The sequence below is a fragment of the bacterium 336/3 genome, assembly GCA_001281695.1.
Lineage (GTDB): Bacteria > Bacteroidota > Bacteroidia > Cytophagales > Thermonemataceae > Raineya.
In genome coordinates this window covers 1,999,468-2,026,273 of record LJIE01000001.1, presented here as the reverse complement: position 1 = coordinate 2,026,273, position 26,806 = coordinate 1,999,468, and the positions used below count along the sequence as shown (strand labels likewise).

The following is a 26,806-nucleotide window of genomic DNA, read 5'->3' as shown; positions in this document are numbered from 1 at the left end:
TGGCTTTAAAAGTATGCTTATTACAAAAAGAATGATGCTAAAAAATGCAAAAACAGGAATGAATGAATATTTATTGAGGTAGTAAAATACAAGTAATAGTACCATAAAACCCAATGAAATCCCTATTAATATTGCTTGAAATGATTTCATATTTTAATAACTGGTGGCGTTAAGGATGTAGGTCGTTTTTCAGGACTACACATATCATTATCTTGTGGACGATTTCCAAAATATAATTTACCTTCTGAGTCTAATGAAAGCAAATCATAATCTCCTGGACACTCTTTAACTGATTTCCATGCACTACAACCACTTGCAGATACATCTTGTTCTACATCTATAATCATATTACAAGGTGTAAAACCAAATGCTTTGATTAAATTCTCATCCTTTGTTTTTAAGGTTAAAAATTTCTTTTCTTCAAAAAATAAAGCATGATAGGTGTTGGGGATTTTATTTGATTTATCCTGAATTTTATATGTTCCCAAAGTTCTGAATTGGAAAACCTGCATTTTCATTTCAGGGTCAAGGGCAAGCGTAAAATGAAGAGTCCATCTTCCCTTATCAAAAGTAAATACTCTTCTGCCCCAAGCCTGTCCATAAGCATATGGTTTAGCATCTGCATAAATTCCTGAAAGTTTTTCCAATTTGTTTTTCAGTTCCTTATCTGTACTTGTTGTAAATGCAACAGCAATCGTTGCGATAACAAGAATAGCGATATATAAAATTGATTTTTTCATTTTCTTAATGGTTTGTGGTTAATACTACTTTTCCTGTGGTTTGTCTTGCTTCAATTTGTCTATGAGCTTCAGCAACATCAGACAAAGTAAAAGTTTTAGGAGTTTCAATTTTTAATTTTCCCTGAGCTATCAGCTCTATAATCGTTCCCAATGCTTCTTGCCATAGTGGCATCTTATTAGTAATGTAAAAAGCCAAGTTGAAACCTGATTGACTGATATTTTCATCAACAAAATATTCAGGATGTACTTGCCCTTGAATACCACTTGCACAACCATACACAATAAGGTGTCCACCTTGAGCCAACGATTTTACAGTTTCATTATAAATGTTCCCTCCTACCATTTCAAAAGCAATATCTACACCTTGTCCATTGTTGGCTGATTTCACTTTTTCACTCCAATTTTCTTTAGAATAGTTGATAGTTTCATCTGCTCCATGAGCTTTAGCTACTTTGAGTTTTTCGTCTGAGCTACTTGTTGCAATTACTTTTGCACCATTGAGTTTTGCCAACTGAACCAGTAAAGAACCCACACCTCCAGCAGCAGCATTGATGAGAACAGTTTTATCTTTCAGGTCTTTAGCAAATTGTGAAATCATTAGTTGTGCTGTTGTTCCTTGCACAAAGATAGCTGTGGCTGTTTTTGAGTCAATATGAGGTGGAAGAGGAACACAATATTGTGCTATGGCAGAAACATATTCTGAATATCCTCCACCAAATGGAAGAATAGCCAAAACTCTTGTTCCAACGCCATAAGGTTCTGTTACTACATCACCCACTGAAACAATTTGTCCAACAGCTTCTGAACCCAAAATATAAGGTAATGGTGTAGGTTGAAAATACTGGTTTCGTCTACGTAGTGTATCAGAGTAGTTTACTCCAATAGCTTCTACCTTAATAACTACCTCACCCGTTTTGGGTTGAGGAATATTTGTTTCTATGAGTTTTAATTCGTCAGGTGAGCCATACTGTTTAAGTTGCACCTGTTTCATGGTTGTTGTCATATACATATATTATTTTTAGTGAATAATATAGCTTTGACAAATGAGTAGATAAAAACGGATGAAATTTTTGATTTTTTTTTAGCCCAAGATTATCAGCATTGATTGAGTTTTAAGTATAACTCTACAAAAATGTAGCTAAGGATCTCTTTGAATTTTTCATATTTTATTAAAATTTAACAATTACAAATATATTCCAGCCATTTTGTCAGTTTTTGAAAAAATTATCCACAAAAACGAAAAAAAGTATTAAATTTGCAGTCCGAAAAGGATTGCACCAAAATTTTGTGGAAAGCAAACTTTATTCTTAATTGCGTAATATATTAACTAATTCATACAAATGGCTAATTTTATTGTAAATGCCCTCGCCAAATTGGTGGGTTCTAAAGTAGAAAAAGACCGTAAAGAGTTACAACCTTATATTGGTACAGTCAATATCGAATTTGCAAAACTCAGAGAAGTCTCCAATGATGGTTTGCGTCAGAAAACTCAAGAACTGAAAAATTATATACAAGAAAAGCTAAAAGACATTGATAGTCAAATTGCTGATTTAAAAAAGCAAATTGCTGACAATCCACAAATGGGTGTTTTAGATCAAGAAAAGATTTTCAATAGAATTGATGAATTAGGAAAAGAACACGATAAACAACTTGAAGTAGTTTTAGAAGAAATTCTTCCTCAAGCATTTGCTATTGTAAAAGAAACAGCTCGTCGTTTCAAAGAAAATATAGAATTAGAAGTAACAGCTTCAGATTTTGACAAAGAAATTTCTACAAGAAAAGATAATGTAGAAATCAGAGACAGCAAAGCTGTTTGGAAAAACTCTTGGATAGCAGCAGGTAACCGTATCACTTGGGATATGATGCACTATGATGTGCAGATTATTGGTGGTGTGGTACTTCATAAAGGTAGAGTAGCCGAAATGGCGACAGGTGAAGGTAAAACTTTGGTAGCTTCTTTCCCTGCATTTTTAAATGCTTTAGCTGGAAAAGGCGTACATATTGTAACTGTAAACGACTACCTTGCTCGCAGGGATAGTGAGTGGATGGCTCCCCTATTTGAGTTTCATGGTTTGAGAGTTGATTGTATTGATAAACATCAACCCAACTCACAAGCTCGCAGAAATGCTTACTTAGCAGATATTACTTACGGAACAAACAACGAATTTGGTTTTGACTATCTGCGTGATAACATGGTTAATAGCCCTGACCAACTGGTGCAACGCAAATTGCATTATGCAATGGTCGATGAGGTGGACTCCGTATTGATTGATGATGCCCGTACTCCTCTAATTATTGCTGGACCTGTGAGTAAAACAGGACAAGAAGAGATGTTTTATGCTCTTAAACCACGTATTGAAAGACTCGTAAATGCTCAAAAACAAGCTATCAATGAGTTTTTGACAGATGCCAAAAAGAAAATACAAGCAGGTGAGTCCAAAGAAGGTGGATTGGCTTTGTTTAGAGCTTTCAGAGGTTTGCCAAAAAGTAAACCCCTCATCAAGTTTCTTGGAGAAACAGGTATGAAAACTCTTTTACAGAAAACAGAAGCTATTTATTTGGCAGATAACCAAAAACTGATGCCTGAGGCTGATAGTCCTTTGTTTTTTACAATTGAAGAAAAAAACAATCAGATTGAGCTTACTCAAAAAGGTTTGGATTTAATTACTACTACCAGCGAAGACTCCAATTTCTTCGTATTACCTGATATTGGTTCTGAAATAGCTAAAATTGAAAATAGTACAAGCCTATCTCTTGAAGATAAAGCACACCAAAAAGAATCTTTGATTTCAGATTATAGCATCAAAGCTGAGCGTATTCATATTATAAACCAACTTTTGAAGGCATATTGTATGTTCGAGAAAGATGTGGAATACATCATTGTAGAAGGTGAAGTGAAGATTGTAGATGAGCAGACTGGTCGTGTGATGGAAGGCAGACGTTATTCTGATGGTTTACATCAAGCCTTAGAAGCTAAAGAAAACGTAAAAATAGAACAAGCTACTCAAACGTATGCTACTGTTACGCTTCAAAATTATTTCCGTATGTACCACAAACTGGCAGGTATGACAGGTACAGCAGAAACAGAAGCAGGTGAATTATGGGAAATTTACAAATTGGATGTGGTAGTAATTCCTACCAACAGAGCGATTTCAAGAAAAGATAGCAATGACTTGGTATTCAAGACAATGCGTGAAAAATTCAATGCTGTAATTGAGGAAATTGTACAACTGACTGAAAAAGGCAGACCTGTACTTGTGGGTACTACCTCTGTCGAGATTTCTGAATTACTCAGCAGAATGCTTGCTATGCGTAAAATCAAACACCAAGTTTTGAACGCAAAACAAAATCAAAAAGAAGCTGAAGTAGTTGCTTTAGCAGGTTTACCTGGTACAGTTACCATTGCTACCAACATGGCTGGTCGTGGTACGGATATTAAACTGACAGCAGAATCGAAGGCTGCTGGTGGTTTGGCTATTATTGGTACAGAACGCCATGAGTCTCGTAGAGTAGATAGACAGCTTAGAGGTCGTGCTGGTCGTCAAGGAGATCCAGGAACATCACAGTTTTTTGTGAGTTTGGAAGATCAACTGATGCGTTTATTTGGTTCTGACCGTATTGCTAAAGTAATGGACAGAATGGGCTTGAAAGAAGGTGAAGTAATTCAGCACTCTTGGGTGACTAAATCTATTGAAAGAGCTCAGAAAAAAGTAGAAGAAAATAACTTTGGCATGCGTAAGCGTTTGCTCGAATACGATGATGTGATGAACGTACAACGTGAGCAAATTTATAAACGCCGTAGAAACGCTTTATTTGGTGATAGATTACAAATTGACCTTTATACTATGATGTATGAGGTTTGTAAGCAGACTGTAGAGTCTATGCAAACACCTGATAATTTTGAAAATTTTGAATTAGAATTTATCTCTACGTTTGGTTTCACTCCTGATATTCAAGCATCTGAGTTTACTTCAAAAAATACAGCAAACTTTATCAGTAAATTATATCGTCAGATTGTCGAATATTATAAATCTAAAAATCAACAACTTCTTGAAGGGCTTTATTCTGGTTTAGAAGCTCAATACGAAGCAACTCAAGGCAGATTCCAAAATATTGGTATTCCTTTTGGTGATGGTAGAAAGCAAATTTTCTTAGAAGTTGATTTCAAAAAAGCATTAGAAAGTAAAGGAACTGAGGTTATCAAGGAACTCGAAAAGGTAGCTACACTTGCTATCATCGATCAAGAGTGGAAAGAACATTTGCGTGATATGGACGATTTGAAACAGTCCGTACAAATGGCTAGTTATGAACAAAAAGATCCTCTTTTAATTTACAAATTTGAATCCTTCCAGTTATTCAAAACCTTCATTACGAGAGTAAACAAAGATATTATTTCATTCTTGATGCGTTCACATGTGGTTGTCCCTGAACAAGAACCTCAAATGGTTCAAGAAATAAAAGTTCAGGAAAACCAAAACAAGAAAATCAAAATGCAAAAAGAAGAATACATCTCTTCAGCAAGCAATGAGTATTACGACCCTACTCCTGAGCATGATGTAAAATTACAACCCATGAAATCACAAAAAATTGCGGATAGAAACCAAAAAGTAAATGTGATGTATCATGACGGTAAGGTACTTAGAGATGTGAAATACAAGAAAGTGGAAGAAGATTTGGCAAATAACAAATGTGTGCTAATAGACTAAAAAATAAGGCGTATTTTCAATACGCCTTATTTTTTTAACTTCTTGGATGAAACTGCTGAATAGTCTGACGCAAGTAGTCTTTATCCAAATGAGTATAAATTTCTGTGGTCGTAATAGACTCGTGTCCAAGCATTTCCTGAATAGCTCTCAAATCTGCCCCACCCTCCAACAAATGTGTAGCAAAACTATGTCTAAAAGTATGTGGACTGATAGTTTTGTTCAAAGAGATTTTCTGGGCTAATTCCTTGATAATCATAAATATAAAAACTCTTGAAAGGTTTTTACCTCTTCTATTTAAGAATACATAATTTTCGTAGCCTTTGGGTATATCTAGATGGTTTCTGATATGTTCCAAATACATTTTGGTGTATTTAATGGCATCTTTACCAATGGGTACAAAACGTTCTTTATTACCTTTTCCTATTACTTTCAAAAAACCTATATCAAAATAAAGTTGTGAAAGTGTCAATTCTGTCAGTTCTGACACACGAAGCCCACAACTATACAAAACCTCTAAAATGGCTCTATTTCTTGTACCTTCAGGCGTTGATAAATCTATAGCAGCAAGTAGTTTTTCTATTTCTTCATACGAAAGTGTATCAGGTAGTTTACGAGCCAATTTTGGGGCTTCAATTAAATAGGAAGGATCTTGTTGCATGACATTTTCTAAAAACAAGAATTTATAAAAAGCCTTGATTCCTGAAAGTACACGAGCCTGTGAAGCCTCTGCAATACCCAATTCATTGAGATACACCAAAAAATCTTGAATTTGATGATGTGTTATTTTCTCTGGACTTGTCCATTCCTGACTTTGAGCATACTCTCTGAATTTTACTACATCACGCAAATACGCATCTAAAGAGTTTTCTGCAAAACCTCTTTCAAGTTTCAAATAGTTTTTAAACTGCTCTGTATAAATCTGCCAATTCATGCCTTTTTGGTGAACAATGGATAATTATTAGTATCTAAAACCTTCTGTCTAACTACTTCGTACTCCCTTCTAAAATCTGAGTGGTATGGTCTGCTGTTTTTACTTTGTCTATCACTTCTTCTACAACTCCCTTACTATCAATCACAAATGTAACTCTTACAGTTCCCATATATTTTCTACCATACATGCTTTTTTCTTTCCAAACGCCATAAGCTTCCACAATAGTATGGTCAGTATCAGCGACAAGTGGGAAAGGCAATTCATATTTTTTAATAAATTTCTGATGCGATTTCTCATCATCTACACTCACCCCTATAATCTGATAACCTTTTTCCAAAAGAGCTTCATAATTATCTCTCAAATTACAAGCCTGAGCCGTACAGCCAGAAGTATCATCTTTTGGATAAAAATAAAGGACTGTTTTTTTCTTTTTACCTAAAAAATCTTTGAGTTTGATGGTATTGCCATTTTCATCTTTACCTTCAAATAAAGGAGCTTTTTCACCTTTTTGTATCATAAGTCTTTATGTTAAAATTGTTTTGTAGTGATAACAAAAAACAACTCCCACAGTTTTGAAATGTGGGAGCATATTTTAATCTAATATCTCACGTCTGAAATTTATTCTCTCAAAAACTACATTTGGAATAGTTCAAAAGGCAATGCGATAATATCTTTGAAGTCTTTTCCTGCATCTTGCATATCTTCATCTTTGGGGTCGTAATACCATTGTACAGATACCAATTTGCCTTTTTCTTTGAAGGTTTCTAATTTTTTGAATACATCTAAAATTAGCTTTGATGAAGCTGTATTAAAGTATTCTAATTTGAAAACAGCCTGAATAGAACTGATATTACTTTTTTGTTTACATTGTTCTAGCCAGTCTAAAATAGGATTATAAAAAGCTGGTGCATTTTCAGGAATTGATCTGCCAGCCATTTCAAAAACGCCTGTGAGGGTGTCAAAATTCACTTTAGGGGTTCTATTGGTTTTTTCGATTACTAAACTTTCCATAAGTTTTGTTTTTTAGTCTTGGTATTCAATATGGGGTAATTGATATATTTTGGGCACTTTCACGCTAATTGTAGCTTTTTCATTTTCTAAGGGCATTGCTTGGCAAGCAAGTCTTTCATGAGGCTTTAGGCGTTCTTGAGCCAGAAACTTATTTTCTGCTTCTGTAAGAGAGTTTAAATACTCCTCTCCTTCCAAAATTATCATTTTACAAGTAGTGCATCTCCCTTTTGCACCACAGGCTTGCATCCAATCAATATTATTTTCAGCAAGTGAATGCAAAATAGTTTTTTTTTCGGAAAGTAAAATAGTTTTTTGGTTTAAATTTTTAATATCAAGAATTATCGCCATGTTTTTATTGTATCATCAGATTGCAACCTCGTTGTTCTGTATTGTCAGAACGTCCTAAAACCATAAACTGATTATTTTCTAAAATTGTTCCTAAATCTTGAGTCGCAATAAAAGCACAGGTTTCAATATTAGCCAAATCTATCACATTGATAACACCTCGTTTTTGTGTGTAAGTCAGAGGATCATTAACTTCTCTAAGCAAGATTCGCATAGTTGCAGGCATTTCAAAAATACCTTGCCCCTTCGAATATGCCTGTGAAATTAATTCCGTCATACCATACTCCGAATGAACAGCCTTTACTTGTAGTTTATTTTGCAAAATCTCATGGATTTCTTCACGTATCATTTCTTTTCTACGCCCCTTCATGCCTCCCGTTTCCATCAAAATCACATCTGAAAGGTCAATATGGCTATTTTCTGCCAAATCTAAAAGGGCAAAAGTAACACCCACAAGCAATATTTTTCTGTTATTTTGCTTTCTAATTGTTTCAATGGTTTTAAAAAGCTTTTCATAATCGTACAAATAAAACCCTGCATATTCCGATTTACTGGCTTCTATAAAGCATTCTATCATAAAAACCAATGAAGAAGCCCCCTGCTCCAAATAAGAGGGTAACAAAGCTAAAATATGATAGTTTTCAAGACTTCCATAAGTCTGTTCAAAAAGCCTAATACTGTTTTGAGTATAAAAATTGGTATCTGTTAGATAATGTTTGCTTTTAGAGATTTGTGTGGTTCCACTACTCTCAAAAATGACTTGATGTGGCTCTTGGATAGAACGAACAGAATAAAATTTAAAGAATTCGATAGGCAAGCATGGAATTTGCTCTAACTTTTTTATATTTGAGATATTTACACCCAAATTTTTAACAAACTGGGCATAAATTGTGTTATAATGGAGTTGAAACTGAAAAATTTCAAGAGCCAAAACTTCAAAATCTTCGGGTTTGATATTCAAAATGTGTTCTTTAAAATCTTCTAATTGCATACAATAATATGAGAAAACTATTTTTATATTCTTTGATAACCATTTTTACAATATTAGGGTTTTCTTCGTGTATTATCAAACCCGAATTTCCTTCTCAACCTTCTATTAGTTTTAGTTCTATTGTCAAGAAAAGTTTTATTGACCCAAATTCTGGATTACCTGGTGATTCTGTAATAATAGGTATTAAATTTAGAGATGGAAATGGAGATATTGGGCTTACAACAAGCGATACAACTGGTAATTTTGCTCCTTTCTTGCCTGATAAAAGTAGAAATCCATTTTATTACAATTATTATTGTACCATTTATAGAAGAAATAAATTTTCAGGAGAATATGAACGTTTTACAATGTTCTTATCTCCTCCTAACAACAATATTGAAGCGAACATACATGGGCGTGTTCCTCCATTATTAGAAAATGCTCGTCCCAGTCCTATTGAAGGGGAGCTTTTCTATGAACCACCAACAATCAGTGATTTATACAATGATTCCAACATTCCTGACCCTACTAAATTAAATAAAAAAGACAGTATAAAATTTGAAGTTTTTATTTATGATAAAGCTTTAAATAAAAGCAATACTATAATGACTTCAGCAATATTTGTGAATCCTTAATATGCAACCTGTTGGTATTGTAGGTGGTGGGCTTGCAGGGCTTACTTTAGCCATCCAGCTTGCCCAAAAAGGTATAGAAACCATTTTATTTGAGAAAAAACAATATCCCTTTCATAGAGTTTGTGGAGAGTACATCGCTATTGAGTCTTGGGACTTTTTAGAACGTTTAGGGCTTTCTCTACAATCTTTAGAGTTACCTCTTATCAAAAAGCTACGAGTATCTGCCCCCAACGGTTCTTTTTTAGAGCAACCCATGAAAACAGGTGGTTTTGGGATAAGCAGATACACATTGGATAATCTCTTGGCAGAATTAGCCCTCAAATCTGGTGTAAAAATTATTTATGAAAATGTAGAAAATATTTCTTTTCAAGAAAAAGAGGATATTTTTATACTTAAAACTTCTACACAAGAACATATATTTAAACTTGTTTGTGGAGCTTTTGGCAAACGTTCCAACTTGGATATTTTCTTAAACCGAGATTTTGCAAAAGAAACCAAAAATGCTTCTAAACAGTTTATAGGCGTTAAATATCACATACGCCTCGATTTTCCTGATGACGTCATTGAACTTCATAATTTTTCAGGTGGTTATTGTGGTATTTCTAAAATTGAAGGAGATAAATATTGCTTGTGTTATCTTTCAGAAAGTCAGAATCTTACAAGAAATAACAGTTCTATTGCCGAAATGGAGAAAAACATCATTTTTCAAAATCCATTTCTTAAAAAATATTTCTCAGAAGCTCAGTTTGTGTACGAAAAGCCTCTTACTATCTCACAGATTAGTTTTGCCTCAAAACCCATCATTGAAAATCATATGCTCATGCTTGGCGATTCGGCAGGCATGATAACGCCTCTTTGTGGCAACGGCATGACCATGGCTATGCAAGCATCACATATTTTACACAAATACATTTTAAATTTTCTTAATGGCTCTTTCAATAGAAATACAATGGAACAAGCCTATCAAAAGGATTGGAACAACACTTTTGCTCTCCGAATGAAAATAGGCAGATTCTTACAAAATAATCTTTTTGGAGGTACAACCACCAGCAATATGGCTATCGGGACACTCAAACATCTGCCTTTTGTGATACAGTCATTAATTAAACTTACTCACGGAAAGTCTTATTAAAATAAAAAGAGAGCAAAGGCTCTCTTTTATTCGTGTTCTATAATGATTCTTTTGTTAATTTCATCTCCAAAATTATTTCTTACTTTTAAAACATAAAAACCGTTTGGAATTTTTTGTGTATCTAATATCAATTTTCTTTCTCCAAAGCTCATTTGATGCTTTTGTATAAACACCACTTTTCCCATCATATCTGATATTTCTATACTAATTTCTTTATTGGTGTCTTCATCTCTTACAAAAACCAAACTGATTTCTTTATTTGCAGGGTTTGGGTTGGCTTCTATCAGATCTCCTCTTAGTATCAATTTTTCAATATATATTCTTACAAAAGTAGAAACTTCTGTTCCATAAAAATTATCTTTTGCCAAATATCTGAATTTATACGTCCCTACTTTTATTTCATCATATTTAAAAGCTAGTTCATCTGTGTTTGTAGTTGCTCCTATGGGTAAGTTTTTAAAATTAAAGTTTGTAAAAATAGGGAATATAATATTATCAGAGTCAGTTTCATCTACTTGTTCTGGTTCTAAACGCCAATAAGTTGTAATTGCCCCAGACTGTGGATGAATACCAGAAACTGTACCTTTCACAACAAAAGGAGTATTGGCATCAGGACTTTGACTTCCAGCAAACAAAAACCCTTGATTAGGCACTTTAAAGAGTGTTGTTTCTTGAGTTGGATTAGTAGAAACCACCAAATTGCTTTCAGCAGGTTTTACAAAAAATGTTACATTTTGTTCTATAAAAGTTCCTGAATAATATTCGTCTTCAACTCTTAGTTTCAAAGTGTAAGTCCCCGATAATAAGTTATTTAGATTCAAAACAGGAACATTGAATGTACTGCTTGTTACAGGTATATCATTGATATTTGCTGTATAACTAGAATTAGGTAAGCTAATTTGTGAAGGTCCTGCTACTTGTGTCCATGTATATCGGATTTTATCGTTATACAAGTTTATTCCTGTAATTTGAGCATTTAAGGGTACATTATTCACAGGCGAAACAAGTAAATTAGGGTCAGGTGTATTAATCGTTATTCCTAAATTACTGGTGTTTGGTTTTACCAAAAAACATTTTGTTTGGGTGCTATCCCCTCCTCTTTCATCGATGGCTGTAACTGTATAACAATAATTCCCAGGTTTATTAATTCCTGAAAGATTTAATTGTGACAAGGTTGTATCAGAGCCTCTTGATACATTAATAGTATTTCCTCCATTAGGAAGGCTTAGAGCCACAGGATTTGAGGCAGATTGTGACCAAGAAAAGTTATGTTGGTCTGTACAATCCTCTACTTTTACATCAAATTGTTCCGTAGCATTTATAGGTAAAACTAATTCTGAGATAGTTTCAAATGTAATTTTAGGCAATGTATTAGTCAAAGGTCTTGCTATGATTTTTACCTCATTACAAGCTATTTCTGTTCCATTACAAGCTGATACACATAATCTAATTGTATAAAGCCCAGGTCCTAATATTCTGTATTGAGCTCTCTTAGCAGCATCCGTTGAGTTTGGTGCTGGATTAACAGTAAAGGCAGTAAATATAGGTGATCTAAATTGAGGAAATGTTGTTCCAATAAACGATGGAATATAATCAACTGTTTCCCAATCATAAGTTAGTTCACTACAACTAAACCCTGATACATTTGCTTTTATATTGGGAACTACTGGTATATCAGTAGTATTAATTTCATACATTAATAACCCCAATCCAACATTCTCTGTTACAAGTGTAGTAGGAGTAAAAGAAACCGATTGAGCAGATAAATGCGTATTTATCCCCAAAACACATAAAATAAGATAAAGTACTCGTTGCATAATGTTTTCAAGTTTATATTGTTAAAAAAGCCAAAGTTTCCTTTGGCTTTTCGTTGTATTTAAAATCTTACCGAACAATGACAAAACTACCTACATTGAGTTTTTTGTTTTGCTCTCGTGTATTGAAAAACTCGTAATAGTAAGCTCCTTCACTTGCAAATCTTCCATCTTTTCTTCTTCCATCCCAACCTTTATCAGGAAGCTGAGCAACCGAATCTGTTTCAAAAACTATTTCTCCTCTTTCATTTACAATTTTTACACCCACCTCAGGGAAGCCTTCTATATTACTTACTCTCCAAATATCATTTTGTCCATCTCCATTGGGCGAGAATGCTACTGAGGGTATTATTTCAACCAATCTTCCGATATTAACTTTAACAGAAACAGAATCGGCAGTACCATAAAAAGTATCACGAGCTACAAACCAGAATGTATGTACTCCTATTCCTGCATTGCTTGGTGTAAGAGTTACTGTACCATTATCTGAAGTTGTTCCTAATGGTATGTTTTTGGGATTACTGATAGTATTAGGTAATGTTGGCTGATTTGTATTGGTAGCTTCTGCTTCTGGTACATACTCAGAACGCCAATAAGTTACAACATAATCAGTTTTATCACTAATACCTGTTACAGTGCCTTTTATTTCAAAAGAGCCTATTTCTTCTTTATTCAGATTTATAAATATACTTCTAACCTCTACAGAGGTCAAGGATGTTTCCTGATTTGGATCAATACTAACAGAAAACGTACTTTTCCCTGGTTCTACCAATATTTCTACTTTAGCAGAATCGGCTGTATTATAGAAGCTATCTCTTGCCACGTACCAAAATATATATCTACCTTCTCTTATCTTTTTTACAAGTGTTCCATTCGAGTTTTCCTCAGTTGTACCCAAAGGGATAGACTTAGGGCTTGCAGCAGTTAAGTTAAAAGGTGCAGCACTTAATTGTTCAGGGTTGGTAGCATCTTGTCTCCAATAAGTACGTATCACATCACTCCCAACATTTATTCCTGTTACTTTACCACTAATTGCAAAATCGCTATAAGGGTCTATGGTTGTCACTGCAGAAGGTGTTACTGTTACATCCAAGTTACTTTCAGGAGGTTTGACAGTAAAAGTAATATCTTGTTCTACAAAAGTTCCTGGGTAATACTCATCTTCTGCCCTCAGTCTCAAAGTGTATGTCCCATAAGCCAAAGCATTCAAATTCAAGGCTGGAACTGTAAATGTAGTACTTGCTACTGGAATACTTGCTATATTGGCTGTGTATGCTGGAGTTGGTAAAGTAATAGTGGTAGGTCCTGCTATCTGTGACCATGTATAAAGTATCCTATCATTAAAGGTATTTATTCCTGTAATCTCAGCATTCAAAGGTACATTGTTTACAGGGGTAAACAACACACTGGGGTCAGGTGGACCTCCTGGCTGTGTGATATTAATAGCCAAAGTACTAGTATTTGGTTTGACCAAGAAACATTCTGTGGCTGTTCCTGTTCCACTCCTTTCATCTGCTGCATCAACAGTAAAACAGTAATTCCCAGGTTTATTGATAGCTGAAAGGTTTAATTGTGATAATGTTGGTGATGAACCTCTTGTAACATTAATAGCACTTCCTCCATTGGGCAAAGTCAAAGCCATAGGATTTGTTCCCGCCTGAGACCATGTAAAACTATGTTGGTCTGTAATATCTTCTACTGTTACATCCAATTGTTCACTTCCTCCAACTGGTAATGTCAGTTCATTAATATCTTCAAATGATACCAATGGATTTACATTGGCTAAGGGTTGAGCCACAATTTGAACTTCACCACAAGCTGTTTGGGTTCCACCACATGCTGATACACAAAGTCTGAGTGTATAAATACCTGGGCCAAATATTCTGTATTGAGCTCTGTTAGCTGCCGCAGTTGAATTTGGTGGAGGGTCTGCAACAGGGGCTGCAAATATAGGATGTCTAAATTGAGGATTTGTTGTTCCAGTAAAAACAGGAGTATAGGCCACTGTTTGCCAATCATAGGTAAGTGGGGTACAACTAAATCCTGATAAGTTAATCCTAATATTAGGCACTATGGGTACATTTGTAGTATTTATTTCATATTGCAATAGTCCCAGCCCAACGTTAGGGGTTGTAATACTGGAGGGAGTAAATGTTACAGACTGACCTGTAACATTTATTGCCAACATCATACCAAAAACTATCAGACAAAAAATCCTTTTCATAATTCTTAGCGTTTAATTACCATCTTATGAACTATTTTATCTATATCTCCAATCTTGATTTCTAATAAATAAAGTCCTTCAGGTAAATCTTGTGTATTAATTTCTAAATTTCTTTCTCCACCTGCCAAAGTATAGTTTTTATTTTTTACTTGGCTACCCATCATGTTCAAGACTCTTACCGTTACTGCTTGGTCTTGAGCAAAATCAGTTGAGAATGTAACATTTACTTTATCATTTGCAGGGTTAGGATATATACTCAAAGCATTTTTATTACCCCAATCAGCAGTAGCAACATTGGTATAATAGAAACTTCCTTTACTTTCTACAATCTTGATTCTGTAATAGTTTTTACCCACAAATGGTGCTCCATCTAAATGCTTATACTCATCTTTATTAAGAGCTGTGTAATCAGCAATGGCTACATAGTTTTTAGCATCATAAGAACGCTCTAAAACATATTTTACATCAGCATTTTCTTGAAAAGCATTCCAATTCAATTGAATTCCATCATTTGTGTTTTTAGCTCTTAATCTTCCTCCTGTTGCTGGTAAGATACTACAATTGGTTTGGAAACCAGGGATGATAAATCTACACTTACCAGAATCATCTAACAAGTTAGCCTCATTACCTGCAAACATAGACCTGAAGTTTGTACCATTAGAATAAAATACATTGTATTGTGTAATGGTTCTTGGTAAAGCCACAGGTGTAATAGGAATTAAATCTGTTTGATACTCTGTTGGTGTCGTGATTACATCCACTACTGTATAATTTTTACCATCATAAGGGTTAAAATCCATATCTATCCACTCTGTTTCATCTGCTATTGCATCACCATCTATATCATCACTAGGATGAGAGATTGCTATTCTTTCTGTTGTAGAGCCTGTATAAGCAGAAAAAGCAGAAGCATTGATTGAACCTATGGTAATTGTATTAGACGTTTTAGAAGTAACTCTTCCTGCTAACCCATTGATTTGGGTCATACCTGTAACTCCAGAGAAACTTACAAATGTATTCAAAGCTATATCATCACCTGTTGTACCACTTAATGTTACTACTACTGGGTTTGTTTGTGAAATACTTGTAATCAGTGCATCAGGTAAAGCTGTTACCTGTAATACACCTGTATTACCAGGATAAGCTACTGCATTAGTACTTCCAATAGTAATGGTATTAGCTGTTTTAGCTGTAACAATTGCTGTAGTGTTATTAATTGGAAGACCTGTCAAATCGAATAAGGCAACTTCAGCACCCACAGGTACACGATAAGTTCCAGCAAAATCGTTTGCTCCACCACCATTAGCAACTGTAATAATAGTAGGTGCCCCTGTATTTGTTACGTTTGTAATTAAAAGACCGATTGGATAAGGGAAAGGAGTCCATTTCTGGAATCTTACTTTCGAGTTGCTATAGCTATTTCCTGCTTTTCCAATAATTGTTTGGATTCTACCATCTGTTGGTCCACCAGCATTTGCACAAACTGTTGTTTCATCTATCAAGCGAGAGTAAGAACCACAAGGACGGAAACTTACATTGTCTATAGCTAAGTCATTACCCATACCACCAGGAGCTAAGTTTCTCATAGATAAGTTCAAAGCTTGAGAAAGATTTGCTTTGGTTACAAAAGTAAGACCTACTCTATGCCATGTTTTATCATTAGGGATAGAAACTGGTACTGTATAAATTGGGCTTTCATTCAAAGCAAAATCTATTTCAGGATTTAAAGAGTATGCTCTGTTATTACCTCCACCTCCAGAAGTTGTACCAGCAGCACCTGTACCACCACGAGTTACAGAACCCAAACCAATGGTACTACCTGTACTACCAGGGCGACTAAACTGTGCACAACCAGGCTCAACAGAAGGGTCACAAGTATCTGTTGCAACAAAAACTGAGCCTCCATAATTTCCAAACCCGAAAGCTAAAGGAACATAAGGACTTTCATTTGTAATTACTCTTGTATCTCTCAACACATTGATAATATCTACAGAAAATTCATATTGAGTATCTGCACAAAGTCCAGAAATTGTTTGGTCAAAGAATTTGCCACGAGCATAAGCAGCATTGATACTCATCAAATATCCATTTCTATTAGGGCTATTATCATAAAAACCTACCCAAGCAGGTCCAAAACTATGTCTTGATTGAGTACCAATGAGGTAGTTATTATCATTAGGTCCTGAACCAATATTTAATTGATAATTATAAACTCCACCACTGATATTTCTATAAGTAGGTCCTCCATTAAATAATAATGTTCCTCCACCAGCTCTTACTACATGGTTTGCAACAGCATCATTAGGATAAGAAGGATGAATACCATTGTAGGTATTAAAAAGAGTACTATTGGGAGTTGCACTGCCCCAAATATCATTAATAGCTGCATCATAAATTTCTTGTGTACCTGTAGTAGTAGAAGTAGCTTGTGTTACAGTTCCACCTGCACAAGCCACAGGATTACCGTTTGCATCTAAACACTGTGCTTCACCAAAATTACCACCTTGGTAAGATTGCAAGCCTATGGTACCTCCATTGGCACTACACAAACCACGTACTAAACTGATTACAGGAGAATTTAAAGCTGCTTGGCTAAAACTACCTCCTAAACGGAATTCATCCATAGCACTCGCATCTGCATTTGCTCCTGGAGAGTATGCCATAGAGTGAAATGAAATATCTGTTGCTGCAGGTACTGTTACATCTACTTCTACATGCTGTACAAAGTCATCTCCACCAGCTCCATCAGTATCAGTAATATCATCTCCTAAATCATCCAATATTTTACCTTGGTCTGCCGAATAACCCGCAGGGTTTGCAACCAATGGGTAAGAATCTACATTAGGGCTTGCATTATCTCTTGCTATATCTCTAATTATATACAAGCGTACTCTGTGGTTTGATGCATAAGAGTTATCAGGAGTTGTTAAGCCTGCCGCATCTACAACAGAAGCAGCTGTTCCTTCAGCAAAATCAATACGAGCTACCAATAAATCGAACACTCTCTCTTCAGGTGTAGTAGGTTGTGGTTGCCCTGTTAAACCAGCGTTAATCATTTGAGCAGTAGTAATACGGCTGTTTACACTTGTTCCTTTTGTCAATACACCTCCTACTCTTACACCCCAATGTCTAAAACCATCAGCATCTGTACCGTCAGCATTTGTTCCTCCAAAATATCCAATTTGGACTTCATTAGTACCTGTTCCTGGAGTAAATACATTACCATTTCTATGCAAAGAAATAAATATAGGATCATTATTATTGAAGTTCTTTCTAAGCATTACGCCTACCCAAACTGTAGAGCCTTCAGCACCCAATCTTGTATTATTAGTATGAGTCCATTTTAAGTTATCACCTGCCAATTGATTTGCTGCTGTCGCAATATGCGTAACAGCTCGTACATCTGTATTATGTCTAATAGGACTAATAGATGGGCAATCACCTGATAAACTTGTACAAGGTTGGAAGTTTGTAGTACTTGTAGCTGTATATTGGAAGGCATATCCACCTGTACTGGTTTGAATTCTTCTACCTGTTACTTGTCCATTCCCACCCTCTACATACATACCAGAGTTTACTAAACTTCGTTGCTCAGAAGCACTTGTAATGGGAATGGTTGGCTTTACATTCACAACACCAACTATTCCAGCATCTTGCCCTGGAGTAACTTGCACATTACTAACAAGTGTATTAGGGTTAGCTGTTGCCAACCAATCTCCTGCCCAACCTAATGTAGAAAATCCGTTTCTATTAGTATATCTATTATCAGTAGAGTTTGTTGTTACACCATGTAAGTCAATAGGTGCTACACCAAAATTACTGAATCTTGTTAATATTCCTTTAAAACCTGTTGGGTCATTTACACCATCATTATCAATATCACCAACTTGGCCTAATGTTTCATAATAGTCAAAACCATCATAAGCCCAAAGTATGCCTCGGTTTAGATTGATACTTGTAAGAGGTGCAACTGATGCAATGATGCTAATATCATCAATTGCCATTTCATCCCCTTCAGCGTTTGTACCATTATTGTCTAAATAAAATCTAAGAAACAAAGAACCTCCATTAGGTATGCTCAATGCTCCTATGGCACTGCGTGCTGTTAAGTTATATAAAGACCCTACCCATGCAGGTGCACCTGCTGCTGCTGCCACACTGTTATGAGTACTACCTGGTACCAATATATAACTACCTGCCGCACCATTGTTGGTAGTTGAAACAAGAACTCTGACTCTATTTGAAACAGCCGTATTATTGAGTTCCCATACATTATAACTAATTCTAAAATCTTGTATAGTAGTTCCTGTATTATTGGTTACTTTAAGTGTAACAGCTCCATTGGTAGCAAAACCTGTATTGGACTGCCAACCCAGTGCCCTTGAAGTTGCCCCTGAAAGAGAATTTACATCTGGAACATTAAAAGCATACCATCCATCTGTTGCAACAGTACCAGCCGAAATACCTTGTCCAGCTGTACCATCTACACCAAATGCAGAAGAAAATTGTGTTTCTGTACCTGCTCCATCATTGGTAAAACTCCATGTTGCTCTGTTAAGTTGCCCTGCGGCAGGTGTTACCACAGACAATGTTGCAGGAGCTGTAAATAATGAATTATTTACATTCGTTAATGTATTGTCAAAATCAATTACAGTTGAGACATTGGGGTTGGTGAGTACCAAGCCTTCAGCATCTGCTACAAAAGATATATCATCAATAGAAAGTTCATCTTGTCCTGTTCCATCTAAAAACCAACGAATAAACACACTACCACCATTAGGAATACCTCCACCAGGTGATACAGTTGTTCTACGAACAGTTTCTAATGTATTTACTTCTACAAATTGTCCTCCTGATGTAAAATTACCAAATGCTGCAGAGTTAATTGCAACAGTAGTTGTAGTAGCAGTTGTAGCAAGTACAACTCCTGACATTCTACGCAATTGTGTTGTTCCTCCAACTGAATTATTGAAGAATATTATATCATTCACTGCTATACCAGAATTTGCTCCAGATGCATGTGTAATGACAGTAGTTGCTCCTCTTGTAATACCTGTAATATTGATGGTAGCTGCAGGCTCTGCATTAATAGATGTATAATCTAATGATGTAACAGCTGTATAAGTTACATTATCCGTAGATGTAAATAACTTAATACCATTGGTACCATCTCTATTATTGATTTCTCTAATTCTATAAGATAAATCTAAATTGCTAACTGTAGAACCAGTATTATTTGTAACTTGTAATGTTACCATACCAGAAGTAGCAAAAGCTCCTTGAGGTTGCCAATAAAGGGCTATATTACCAGTCCCCCCCACATTTTGAGCATACCAACCTTGTCCTGCACCATCATTGGTAGCAGCACCAATTATCGTTCCTTTACCCAAAGCAGTAGGTGTTCCGCCAAAAACAACGGCAGAACCAGAAGCAGCTCCATCATCTACAAAATGCCAACCATTAGAATTAAGCTGTCCTGCACCAGGAGCAGCAACAGCTAGGTTAGCATTTCCATTGAATGTACCGTTATTTACCCCTCCTAGAGTTGTGGTAAAGTCAATAGTAAATGGAGTATCCTTGGCTGTAATACTCAGTTGCCCCCATGCTTTATCAAATGAAAAAGAAGCTAGTAATACTACCAACACTTTGAGTAAAGTCCCAAATGGAGATTTTTGGGGTGTTGTTTTACTTTGGTAATTCGTAATTCTCATAAGTTTCGCTTTTATGATTCTCTTTAAGTAATAATTATAACACATAACAAGTTTGAGGTTATTTTATTGTAGAATATAAAGATTCAAGAGATTTTTTCATGTATATTCTGAAAATTGTATTAAAGGTAACCATTTTTTTTTCGTTAAAAAAAAATGTGGTCATTTTTTAAGCTCTTTACGTCTATAATTCATGATTGGTTACATGATTTTATAGCAATACATATTTTTTTATAAAATTTATACAAAAAAAATACCATAATTGTATCTCTAAACGTTCATTAGTAAAATTAATAAAACCCATATTCTCTTATGAAAATTAAATACACATTTTCATGGCTTTTAGTGGCATGCTTTTTTATATCGCTTGGTGCCACAGCCCAAAAAAAAGACAAGAAAAAGAAGGGCAAAGATGCCCAAGTAACTACTCAGACTCAGCAATCTCCACCACCTAAAACAATAGCTTCTGTTATAGGGAAGTGTAAAGCATCTAATGGGCTTTTCAATTTATATCAAGATGAAAAAGATGGTTCTGTGTATATGCTTATCAAAAAAGAACAAATAGGTAAAGAATTTATCTATTTTAGTTTTACTACTGATGGAGTACTGGAAGGAGGAAATTATCGTGGAAATTTTAGAGATAACAAAGTATTTACCATTAAACGATATTATGATAGAATAGAATTTATCAATATAAACACAAGCTTTTATTTTGACCCCAACAATGCCCTATCAAAAGCTGCTGATGCCAATATTGGAAATGCTATCATGCTTTCAGAAAAAATAGAAGTAGAAGATAAAGAAAAAGGTGAAATTCTTATCAAGGCTGATAAGGTGTTTTTAGGTGAAGATGTTTCTCCCATTAAACCAAACTACCCTCCTACTTATCAAGGTTTTAGATTAGGAAATTTAAATAGAGATAAAACCAAATATGGAGGAATCAGAAATTATCCTAAAAATACAGATGTAGTAGTTGAATACACTTATGACAACCCTGCTCCACAAGGTGCAACCAGTGATGCAGTAGTGGATAATCGTTTCATTACTATCAAGTCTCAACATAGTTTGATAGAAATGCCTCAAAATGACTTTATTTCTACATTTGATGATCCAAGAGTTGGTTATTTTACAACACAAGTTACAGATCTTACAAGTAAATCTAGTACAAATTTCAGAGATTTTGTACACAAGTGGAATCTTAAAAAGAAAAACCCAAGTGCTGCTCTTTCAGAACCTGTAGAACCTATTGTATTTTGGATTGAAAAAACAACACCTGTCGAATTTAGAGAAACTATTAAAAAGGCAGGTTTAGCTTGGAATGAATCTTTTGAAAAAGCAGGTTTTAAGAATGCTGTAGAAATTAAAGTTCAACCTGATACAGCTACTTGGGATGCTGGAGATATTCGTTATAATGTATTGCGTTGGACATCTTCTCCCCAACCTCCTTTTGGTGGTTACGGACCTTCATTTGTAAATCCAAGAACAGGACAAATTTTGGGTGCTGATATTATGTTAGAATATACTTTCATTATCAACTCTATGAGAAGCAATAAGATTTTTGAGACAGCAGCTCTCAACAATAATCTTTTGGAACAAGAACAAGAGTTTGCTAAGTATCACAAAAATCATCAGTTCTGTTCTTTAGGGCATCACATGCAAGTACACAATGTATTCGGTCTTTCGGCTGTGCAGTTGTTAGGTGGTACAGATGACGATATTAAAAAATACACAGAAGAGCAAATTTATTATTTGGTATTGCATGAAATGGGACATACTTTGGGGCTTAACCATAACATGAAAGCAACACAATTACACAGCCCTGATAATATACATAATGAAGAAATTACTAAAAAAGTAGGCTTACAAGGTTCTGTAATGGATTATCCATTACCAAATGTAGCTTTAGATAGAGAAAAGCAAGGTCAATATTACACAACAAAACCTGGTCCTTACGATAATTGGGCTATTGAATTTGCCTATGGTACACTCTCTGATGCAAATGCTGAAAAACAACGTTTAGAAAGAGTTCTGGCTCGTTCTACTGAACCCGAACTTACATTTGGCAATGATGCTGATGATATGCGTAGCTCATTTAGTGGTATTGACCCAAGAGTTATGATTTATGACCAATCTTCTGATATGATTCGTTATGGTTCTGAAAGAATGAAAATGGTAGATAATCTATTACCTAAACTAAAAGAGAATCACCTTAAAAACTTCCAAAATCAATCTTATGATGAGCTTTTGATACGTTATTTTGCCTTAACAGCTCAGAAATTCAACTCTGCCAATGCCATTTCACGTTATATTGGTGGTGTATATGTAGATAGAGGTTTTGTAGGACAAAAAGGGGCTACACAACCTTATACGCCTGTTTCTACAGCAGATCAAAAAAGAGCTATGAAAATACTCACAGAGCAAGTATTTGCTCCTGATGCAATGAAAGCTCCAGTAGATTTGTATAACTACTTACAACAACAACGTCGTGGATTTAATTTCTTTGGTCGTGGTGAAGATCCTCGTATCAATGAAAGAGTTTTGGCAATGTATGGAAATATACTCACACATTTATTAAGCCCTGTTACTCAGCAACGTATCTTAAACTCAGAACATTATGGAAATGGCTATAAATTGGCTGATATGATGGGAGATTTGACAGATGCTCTTTTCAAAGCTGATTTAGGAGGTAATGTAAATACCTTCCGTCAAAACTTACAAATTGAGTATATAGGTAGATTACTTGCTATTGCTGGTTTGGATAGACTTTCTTTTTATGTGTATCCAGCTCAATCTGTAGCTTTGTATGAGTTAAATAAAATCAAAAGAATGTTGAAAGCTACCACTGGAGGTGATGCTGCAACAAAAGCTCATAGAGAGCATATTGTATATAAAATAGAGAAAGCCCAAAAATAGAGATTAATTAAGTTTACACATAAAGAGTTAGCAAGTATGCTAACTCTTTTTTTATTGAATCAGGTTTGCTGTAATAGCAGCTGAAGAAAGGCAAAGAGGTATTCCTCCTCCAGGGTGTACACTTCCTCCTACAAAATACAGATTATCAAACTCTTTGGAGAAATTGGCATGCCTTAAAAATGCTGCATAACGATTATTGGAACTATTTCCATACAAAGCTCCTTGCGAACTGGAAGTTCTCGATTCGATGGTTCGAGGATCAAGAATGCTTTCTACTTCTATCAAAGATTCTATATCTGTTTTTAACAGCCTAGAAAGTTTTTCAAGAATATTTTTTCGAGCTTCTGTGATGAGTGTGTCCCAATCCTGTTCTTCATTGTTGGGTGTATTTATCATAACAAACCATGTTTCTGAACCTTGTGGAGCATCTTGAGGCTCTCCTTTTGAACCAATATTTACGTAAATGGTAGGGTCTTGATAAATGGTTTTATGTTTAAAAATATGCTTAAATTCCTCCTCGTAATGATTGCTAAAAAAGATATTATGAACCTTTAATTCAGGAAATTCTCGTTTGATACCCCAATAAAAAATCAGTGCAGAGCTTGATTTGGGCTGAGAAAGTAGTTTTTGAGGATGGTGAGCATGAGGTAATAAATATTTATACGTTGCTACCATATCCATGTTGCTGATAATCAAATCAAAGTCCAAAATAGCATCGTTAATTTTCAAGCCTTTTACTTTATTTTTTTCTGTAATAATTTCCTGAACCTTAGAATTGAGATGAAACTTTACACCCAAATCTTCTGCCAAACGAGCCAAACTTTTAGTAATGGCATACATTCCTCCTTTTGGAAAGAAAGCTCCAATATTATGTTCTAAATGAGGTATAATGGTAAGCGTTGCAGGTGTTTGGTATGGGTCAGAGCCATTGTAAGTTGCAAACCGATTGAACAATTGTACCAATTTTGGATTTTTGAAAGCAGATTTATTTGCTTCATTCATCGTTTTGAAAACTTCTAAGGTATGGATATTCATATACCCTCTAAAAGCCTCCTTATTGAGCCATGTTTCTAACTTGTGTAATGACCTTTTGAGAAACAAACTCTCTGTAATTTCATATTTTTTAGCACTCTTTTGAAGGTATTTCAGGATTTTTTCTTTGGGTTCACCTAGTTTCTGCTCCACTTCTTGAGCAAATTTTCTTTTGTCTGCATGAGCTTCTAAAATTGTTCCATCTTCATAAAAATATTTACAGATGGTTTCAAGTTTTGAATACTGAAAATAATCTTGAATGTTCTTTTTAGAAATTTGAAATAAATCTTCTATAAGATGAGGCATGGTAAATAGAGAAGGTCCTGCATCAAAACGATACGCTCCCAATTGTATTTCGGAGAGTTTGCCTCCCACATAAGAGTTTGCCTCAAAAACATCTACTTTATACCCTTTATTTGCTAATCTAATGGCTGTTGCGATACCAGCAATGCCTGCTCCAATGATACCTGCTTTTTTCATGAATATATAAAAATTGGCTCCTGATTTGTATGAACCTTTTAAAAGTCATTTTGGTTACAAAATTAGAGGAGAAAATAGCTTATAAAAAGATTTTTTCGTAAATTGCCCAAAAATTATAAGATTATGAAGAAGATAAGCCTTGTTATTTTATTGTTGTTTGCTTTTACGTTCATTCATGCTCAAAGTATTATAGAATTTGAGAAAGAAACCCATGATTTTGGTACTTTTGATGAAGGAAAAGTAGCTACTTACGATTTTGTATTCAAAAACAGAGGAAAAACACCTCTTATTTTGCAATCTGTAGAGCCTTCTTGTGGTTGTACGAGTCCATCTTATACCAAAGAACCTATTGCTCCTGGTAAAAGTGGTAAAATAAGTGTTTCGTATAGTAGCCAAGGTCGTCCCAATGCTTTTCATAAAAGTATCACAGTTCGTACCAACAGCGAAGAACCAGTAAAAGTGTTGTATATCAAGGGTTTTGTAAACCCCAAAGCTGCTGTAGCTGCTTCGGCTGCTGCACTTACTCTTGACCGTACAGTTGCTAATATTGGTAGTTTGCAAATTGGACAAACCGCTTTACAAAAATTTGTTATTACCAATACAGGAACAAGCGATTTAGCTATTTCTGGCATCAGAAGTGATTGTAATTGTATTACTCATAGTGGTACAAGAACTTTAAAACCCAAGGAATCTTATATTTTAGAAATTAAATATACTCCTCGTCAGAAAGGAAATATTGTAGATGAAGTGTATATCACTTCTAATGATGGAAAAAGCCCTACACATCGTTTACAACTCAAAGCAAATGTGATGGAAGCCTCTCCCATGAAAGAAAATGCTCAAAAAAATCCTTTTGGATTCTAAAAAATATTCATAGCTTAAACAAAACTACAAATCTGTTTTTTCGTATAGGTTTGTAGTTTTTCTTTTTTAAACAAAAACATCTTTTCTTTATGAAAAAAATAGCCTTATTCCTGATTGGTTTTACATTTTTACATTCTTGTGCTACCCTCCAGCAAGTTGCTTCTAATCTGCCCACTACTGCCACGGGCCAACCTCTTACTGAGGCAGATATAGCCAGTGGACTAAAAGAAGCTCTCAATCAAGGGATTGGCAATGGCGTAAATGAGCTTATCAAAATGGATGGATACTTTGGTAATCAGGCTATTAAATTATTGCTTCCACCTGAAGCCCAAAAAGTACAAGATTTGATTGTCAAAAATATTCCTCAAGGACAGAAATTGGTAGATGAAGCAGTACTGAAGATGAATAGAGCAGCCGAAGATGCTGCCAATGAAGCCAAACCTATTTTTGTAGATGCTATTACTTCTATGAGTATTACAGATGCTAAAAATATTTTATTTGGTAATGAAAATGCAGCAACAAATTACCTTAAAGAAAAAACCTTACAAAAGCTTACCCAAGCTTATGCTCCTAAAATCAATGCTTCATTGAGTAAAGTAGGTGCAACACAAGCATGGCAAGCTATTACAACCCCTTACAATAAATTAGCTAATTCTCCTGCTGGAGCTCTTGTAAATGTAAGACAACCTATTAACAGCGATTTGGGAGCATATACTACTCAAAAAGCATTAGATGGTTTATTTTGGCGTATTGCTCAAGAAGAGCAAAAAATCAGAAATACACCCTTAGCTCGTACTACAGCTCTTTTACAGAAAGTATTTGGGGAGTTGGATAAGAAAAGATAAGAATACCAAATTATAAATGTTATTAAATACTCATTGTAAAGATGGATATTGAAGATTTCAGAAATTACTGTATTAAAAAGAAAGGTGTTACAGAAGAATTTCCTTTTGATAATGTAACACTTGTATTTAAAGTAATGGGGAAAATGTTTGCTCTAACAGGCTTAGATCGTGAAGTTTTTTCTATTAATTTAAAATGTGAGCCTGAAAAAGCTGTTGAGCTCAGAGAACAATATGATGGTGTACGCCCTGGATACCATATGAATAAAAAACATTGGAATACAATTCTTGTGGAAAGTATAAAACCTCAAAAGCTTGTTTTAGAGTGGATTGATGATTCCTATAATTTAGTAGTAGCAAGTCTAACTAAAAAACTACAAGATGAACTAAAAAGCCTTTCCTAGATACAGGAAAGGCTTTTTTTATTCTAAACATTTGAAGATAAAATATTTTAAAGGT

At 34.9% G+C, this 26,806-nt stretch carries 18 protein-coding genes; 7 read left to right on the top strand and 11 right to left on the bottom strand.

Annotated features, from left to right (window positions below; translation table 11 throughout):
• Positions 1–146: 146 nt before the first annotated feature.
• Together AD998_09355 and AD998_09350 are read right to left on the bottom strand one after the other, a co-directional pair.
• Entirely contained in the window at positions 147–740 is a 594-nt protein-coding gene (locus AD998_09355; protein ID KOY86323.1) for a hypothetical protein, read from the bottom strand.
• 4 nt (positions 741–744) lie between these two features.
• The gene (locus AD998_09350; protein KOY88129.1) at positions 745–1,731 is read right to left on the bottom strand and encodes an NADPH:quinone reductase; all 987 of its coding nucleotides are present in this window, start codon (positions 1,729–1,731) and stop codon (positions 745–747) included.
• A gap of 349 nt (positions 1,732–2,080) precedes the next feature.
• On the opposite strand from AD998_09350, the gene secA reads away from it, so the two are divergent.
• Positions 2,081–5,446: a preprotein translocase subunit SecA gene (gene secA, locus AD998_09345; protein KOY86322.1), complete on the top strand. Its 3,366-nt coding sequence runs from the start codon at positions 2,081–2,083 to the stop codon at positions 5,444–5,446.
• Between the two features lie 34 nt (positions 5,447–5,480).
• On the opposite strand, the gene AD998_09340 is transcribed toward secA, so the two are convergent.
• From AD998_09340 to AD998_09320, 5 genes are all read right to left on the bottom strand, one after another.
• Positions 5,481–6,377: an integrase gene (locus tag AD998_09340; protein KOY86321.1), complete on the bottom strand. Its 897-nt coding sequence runs from the start codon at positions 6,375–6,377 to the stop codon at positions 5,481–5,483.
• 52 nt (positions 6,378–6,429) lie between these two features.
• Positions 6,430–6,894, bottom strand: a complete 465-nt coding sequence (locus tag AD998_09335; GenBank protein ID KOY86320.1) for a thiol peroxidase — start codon at positions 6,892–6,894, stop codon at positions 6,430–6,432.
• A 116-nt stretch (positions 6,895–7,010) separates the two neighbouring features.
• On the bottom strand, positions 7,011–7,388 hold the full coding sequence (locus AD998_09330; protein KOY86319.1) for a hypothetical protein: 378 nt from the start codon (positions 7,386–7,388) through the stop codon (positions 7,011–7,013).
• A 12-nt stretch (positions 7,389–7,400) separates the two neighbouring features.
• Positions 7,401–7,736 carry a hypothetical protein gene (locus AD998_09325; protein ID KOY86318.1) on the bottom strand — a complete coding sequence of 112 codons (336 nt, stop codon included), beginning with the start codon at positions 7,734–7,736 and terminating at the stop codon, positions 7,401–7,403.
• A gap of 4 nt (positions 7,737–7,740) precedes the next feature.
• A complete protein-coding gene (locus AD998_09320; protein KOY86317.1) occupies positions 7,741–8,724 on the bottom strand; it encodes an acyl transferase in 984 nt (327 codons plus the stop codon).
• A gap of 8 nt (positions 8,725–8,732) precedes the next feature.
• Here AD998_09320 and AD998_09315 point away from each other — a divergent pair, with 8 nt between their 5' ends.
• Together AD998_09315 and AD998_09310 are read left to right on the top strand one after the other, a co-directional pair.
• On the top strand, positions 8,733–9,338 hold the full coding sequence (locus tag AD998_09315; GenBank protein ID KOY86316.1) for a hypothetical protein: 606 nt from the start codon (positions 8,733–8,735) through the stop codon (positions 9,336–9,338).
• Position 9,339: 1 nt separating this feature from the next.
• Positions 9,340–10,470 carry a hypothetical protein gene (locus AD998_09310; GenBank protein ID KOY86315.1) on the top strand — a complete coding sequence of 377 codons (1,131 nt, stop codon included), beginning with the start codon at positions 9,340–9,342 and terminating at the stop codon, positions 10,468–10,470.
• 26 nt (positions 10,471–10,496) lie between these two features.
• Here AD998_09310 and AD998_09305 read toward each other — a convergent pair whose 3' ends face one another.
• From AD998_09305 to AD998_09295, 3 genes are all read right to left on the bottom strand, one after another.
• On the bottom strand, positions 10,497–12,287 hold the full coding sequence (locus AD998_09305; GenBank protein ID KOY86314.1) for a hypothetical protein: 1,791 nt from the start codon (positions 12,285–12,287) through the stop codon (positions 10,497–10,499).
• 67 nt (positions 12,288–12,354) lie between these two features.
• Complete coding sequence (locus AD998_09300) at positions 12,355–14,472, bottom strand: hypothetical protein (GenBank protein KOY86313.1); 2,118 nt, start codon at positions 14,470–14,472, stop codon at positions 12,355–12,357.
• Positions 14,473–14,513: 41 nt separating this feature from the next.
• On the bottom strand, positions 14,514–20,219 hold the full coding sequence (locus AD998_09295; GenBank protein KOY86312.1) for a hypothetical protein: 5,706 nt from the start codon (positions 20,217–20,219) through the stop codon (positions 14,514–14,516).
• Positions 20,220–20,528: 309 nt separating this feature from the next.
• Between AD998_09295 and AD998_09290 the strand changes: the two genes are divergently transcribed.
• Positions 20,529–23,129: a hypothetical protein gene (locus AD998_09290; GenBank protein KOY86311.1), complete on the top strand. Its 2,601-nt coding sequence runs from the start codon at positions 20,529–20,531 to the stop codon at positions 23,127–23,129.
• Between the two features lie 51 nt (positions 23,130–23,180).
• Here the strand turns inward: AD998_09290 and AD998_09285 are convergent, their stop codons facing one another.
• On the bottom strand, positions 23,181–24,641 hold the full coding sequence (locus tag AD998_09285) for a phytoene dehydrogenase (GenBank protein ID KOY86310.1): 1,461 nt from the start codon (positions 24,639–24,641) through the stop codon (positions 23,181–23,183).
• 123 nt (positions 24,642–24,764) lie between these two features.
• Between AD998_09285 and AD998_09280 the strand changes: the two genes are divergently transcribed.
• From AD998_09280 to AD998_09270, 3 genes are all read left to right on the top strand, one after another.
• Complete coding sequence (locus AD998_09280; GenBank protein KOY86309.1) at positions 24,765–25,505, top strand: hypothetical protein; 741 nt, start codon at positions 24,765–24,767, stop codon at positions 25,503–25,505.
• Between the two features lie 89 nt (positions 25,506–25,594).
• The gene (locus AD998_09275; GenBank protein KOY86308.1) at positions 25,595–26,350 is read left to right on the top strand and encodes a hypothetical protein; all 756 of its coding nucleotides are present in this window, start codon (positions 25,595–25,597) and stop codon (positions 26,348–26,350) included.
• Positions 26,351–26,391: 41 nt separating this feature from the next.
• Positions 26,392–26,751, top strand: coding sequence for an MmcQ-like protein (locus AD998_09270; protein KOY86307.1), 360 nt, complete (start codon positions 26,392–26,394; stop codon positions 26,749–26,751).
• Positions 26,752–26,806: the final 55 nt, after the last annotated feature.

What these genes read in the sequence shown, in the direction of transcription:
- AD998_09270 (KOY86307.1), top strand. Translation starts at nt 26,392, where the DNA reads ATGGATATTGAAGATTTCAGAAATTACTGTATTAAAAAGAAAGGTGTT.
- AD998_09335 (KOY86320.1), bottom strand. Translation starts at nt 6,894, where the DNA reads ATGATACAAAAAGGTGAAAAAGCTCCTTTATTTGAAGGTAAAGATGAA.
- AD998_09330 (KOY86319.1), bottom strand. Translation starts at nt 7,388, where the DNA reads ATGGAAAGTTTAGTAATCGAAAAAACCAATAGAACCCCTAAAGTGAAT.
- AD998_09275 (KOY86308.1), top strand. Translation starts at nt 25,595, where the DNA reads ATGAAAAAAATAGCCTTATTCCTGATTGGTTTTACATTTTTACATTCT.
- AD998_09315 (KOY86316.1), top strand. Translation starts at nt 8,733, where the DNA reads ATGAGAAAACTATTTTTATATTCTTTGATAACCATTTTTACAATATTA.
- AD998_09340 (KOY86321.1), bottom strand. Translation starts at nt 6,377, where the DNA reads ATGAATTGGCAGATTTATACAGAGCAGTTTAAAAACTATTTGAAACTT.
- AD998_09320 (KOY86317.1), bottom strand. Translation starts at nt 8,724, where the DNA reads ATGCAATTAGAAGATTTTAAAGAACACATTTTGAATATCAAACCCGAA.
- AD998_09290 (KOY86311.1), top strand. Translation starts at nt 20,529, where the DNA reads ATGAAAATTAAATACACATTTTCATGGCTTTTAGTGGCATGCTTTTTT.
- AD998_09285 (KOY86310.1), bottom strand. Translation starts at nt 24,641, where the DNA reads ATGAAAAAAGCAGGTATCATTGGAGCAGGCATTGCTGGTATCGCAACA.
- AD998_09280 (KOY86309.1), top strand. Translation starts at nt 24,765, where the DNA reads ATGAAGAAGATAAGCCTTGTTATTTTATTGTTGTTTGCTTTTACGTTC.
- AD998_09295 (KOY86312.1), bottom strand. Translation starts at nt 20,219, where the DNA reads ATGAGAATTACGAATTACCAAAGTAAAACAACACCCCAAAAATCTCCA.
- AD998_09355 (KOY86323.1), bottom strand. Translation starts at nt 740, where the DNA reads ATGAAAAAATCAATTTTATATATCGCTATTCTTGTTATCGCAACGATT.
- AD998_09305 (KOY86314.1), bottom strand. Translation starts at nt 12,287, where the DNA reads ATGCAACGAGTACTTTATCTTATTTTATGTGTTTTGGGGATAAATACG.
- AD998_09350 (KOY88129.1), bottom strand. Translation starts at nt 1,731, where the DNA reads ATGAAACAGGTGCAACTTAAACAGTATGGCTCACCTGACGAATTAAAA.
- AD998_09325 (KOY86318.1), bottom strand. Translation starts at nt 7,736, where the DNA reads ATGGCGATAATTCTTGATATTAAAAATTTAAACCAAAAAACTATTTTA.
- AD998_09310 (KOY86315.1), top strand. Translation starts at nt 9,340, where the DNA reads ATGCAACCTGTTGGTATTGTAGGTGGTGGGCTTGCAGGGCTTACTTTA.
- AD998_09300 (KOY86313.1), bottom strand. Translation starts at nt 14,472, where the DNA reads ATGTTGGCAATAAATGTTACAGGTCAGTCTGTAACATTTACTCCCTCC.
- secA (KOY86322.1), top strand. Translation starts at nt 2,081, where the DNA reads ATGGCTAATTTTATTGTAAATGCCCTCGCCAAATTGGTGGGTTCTAAA.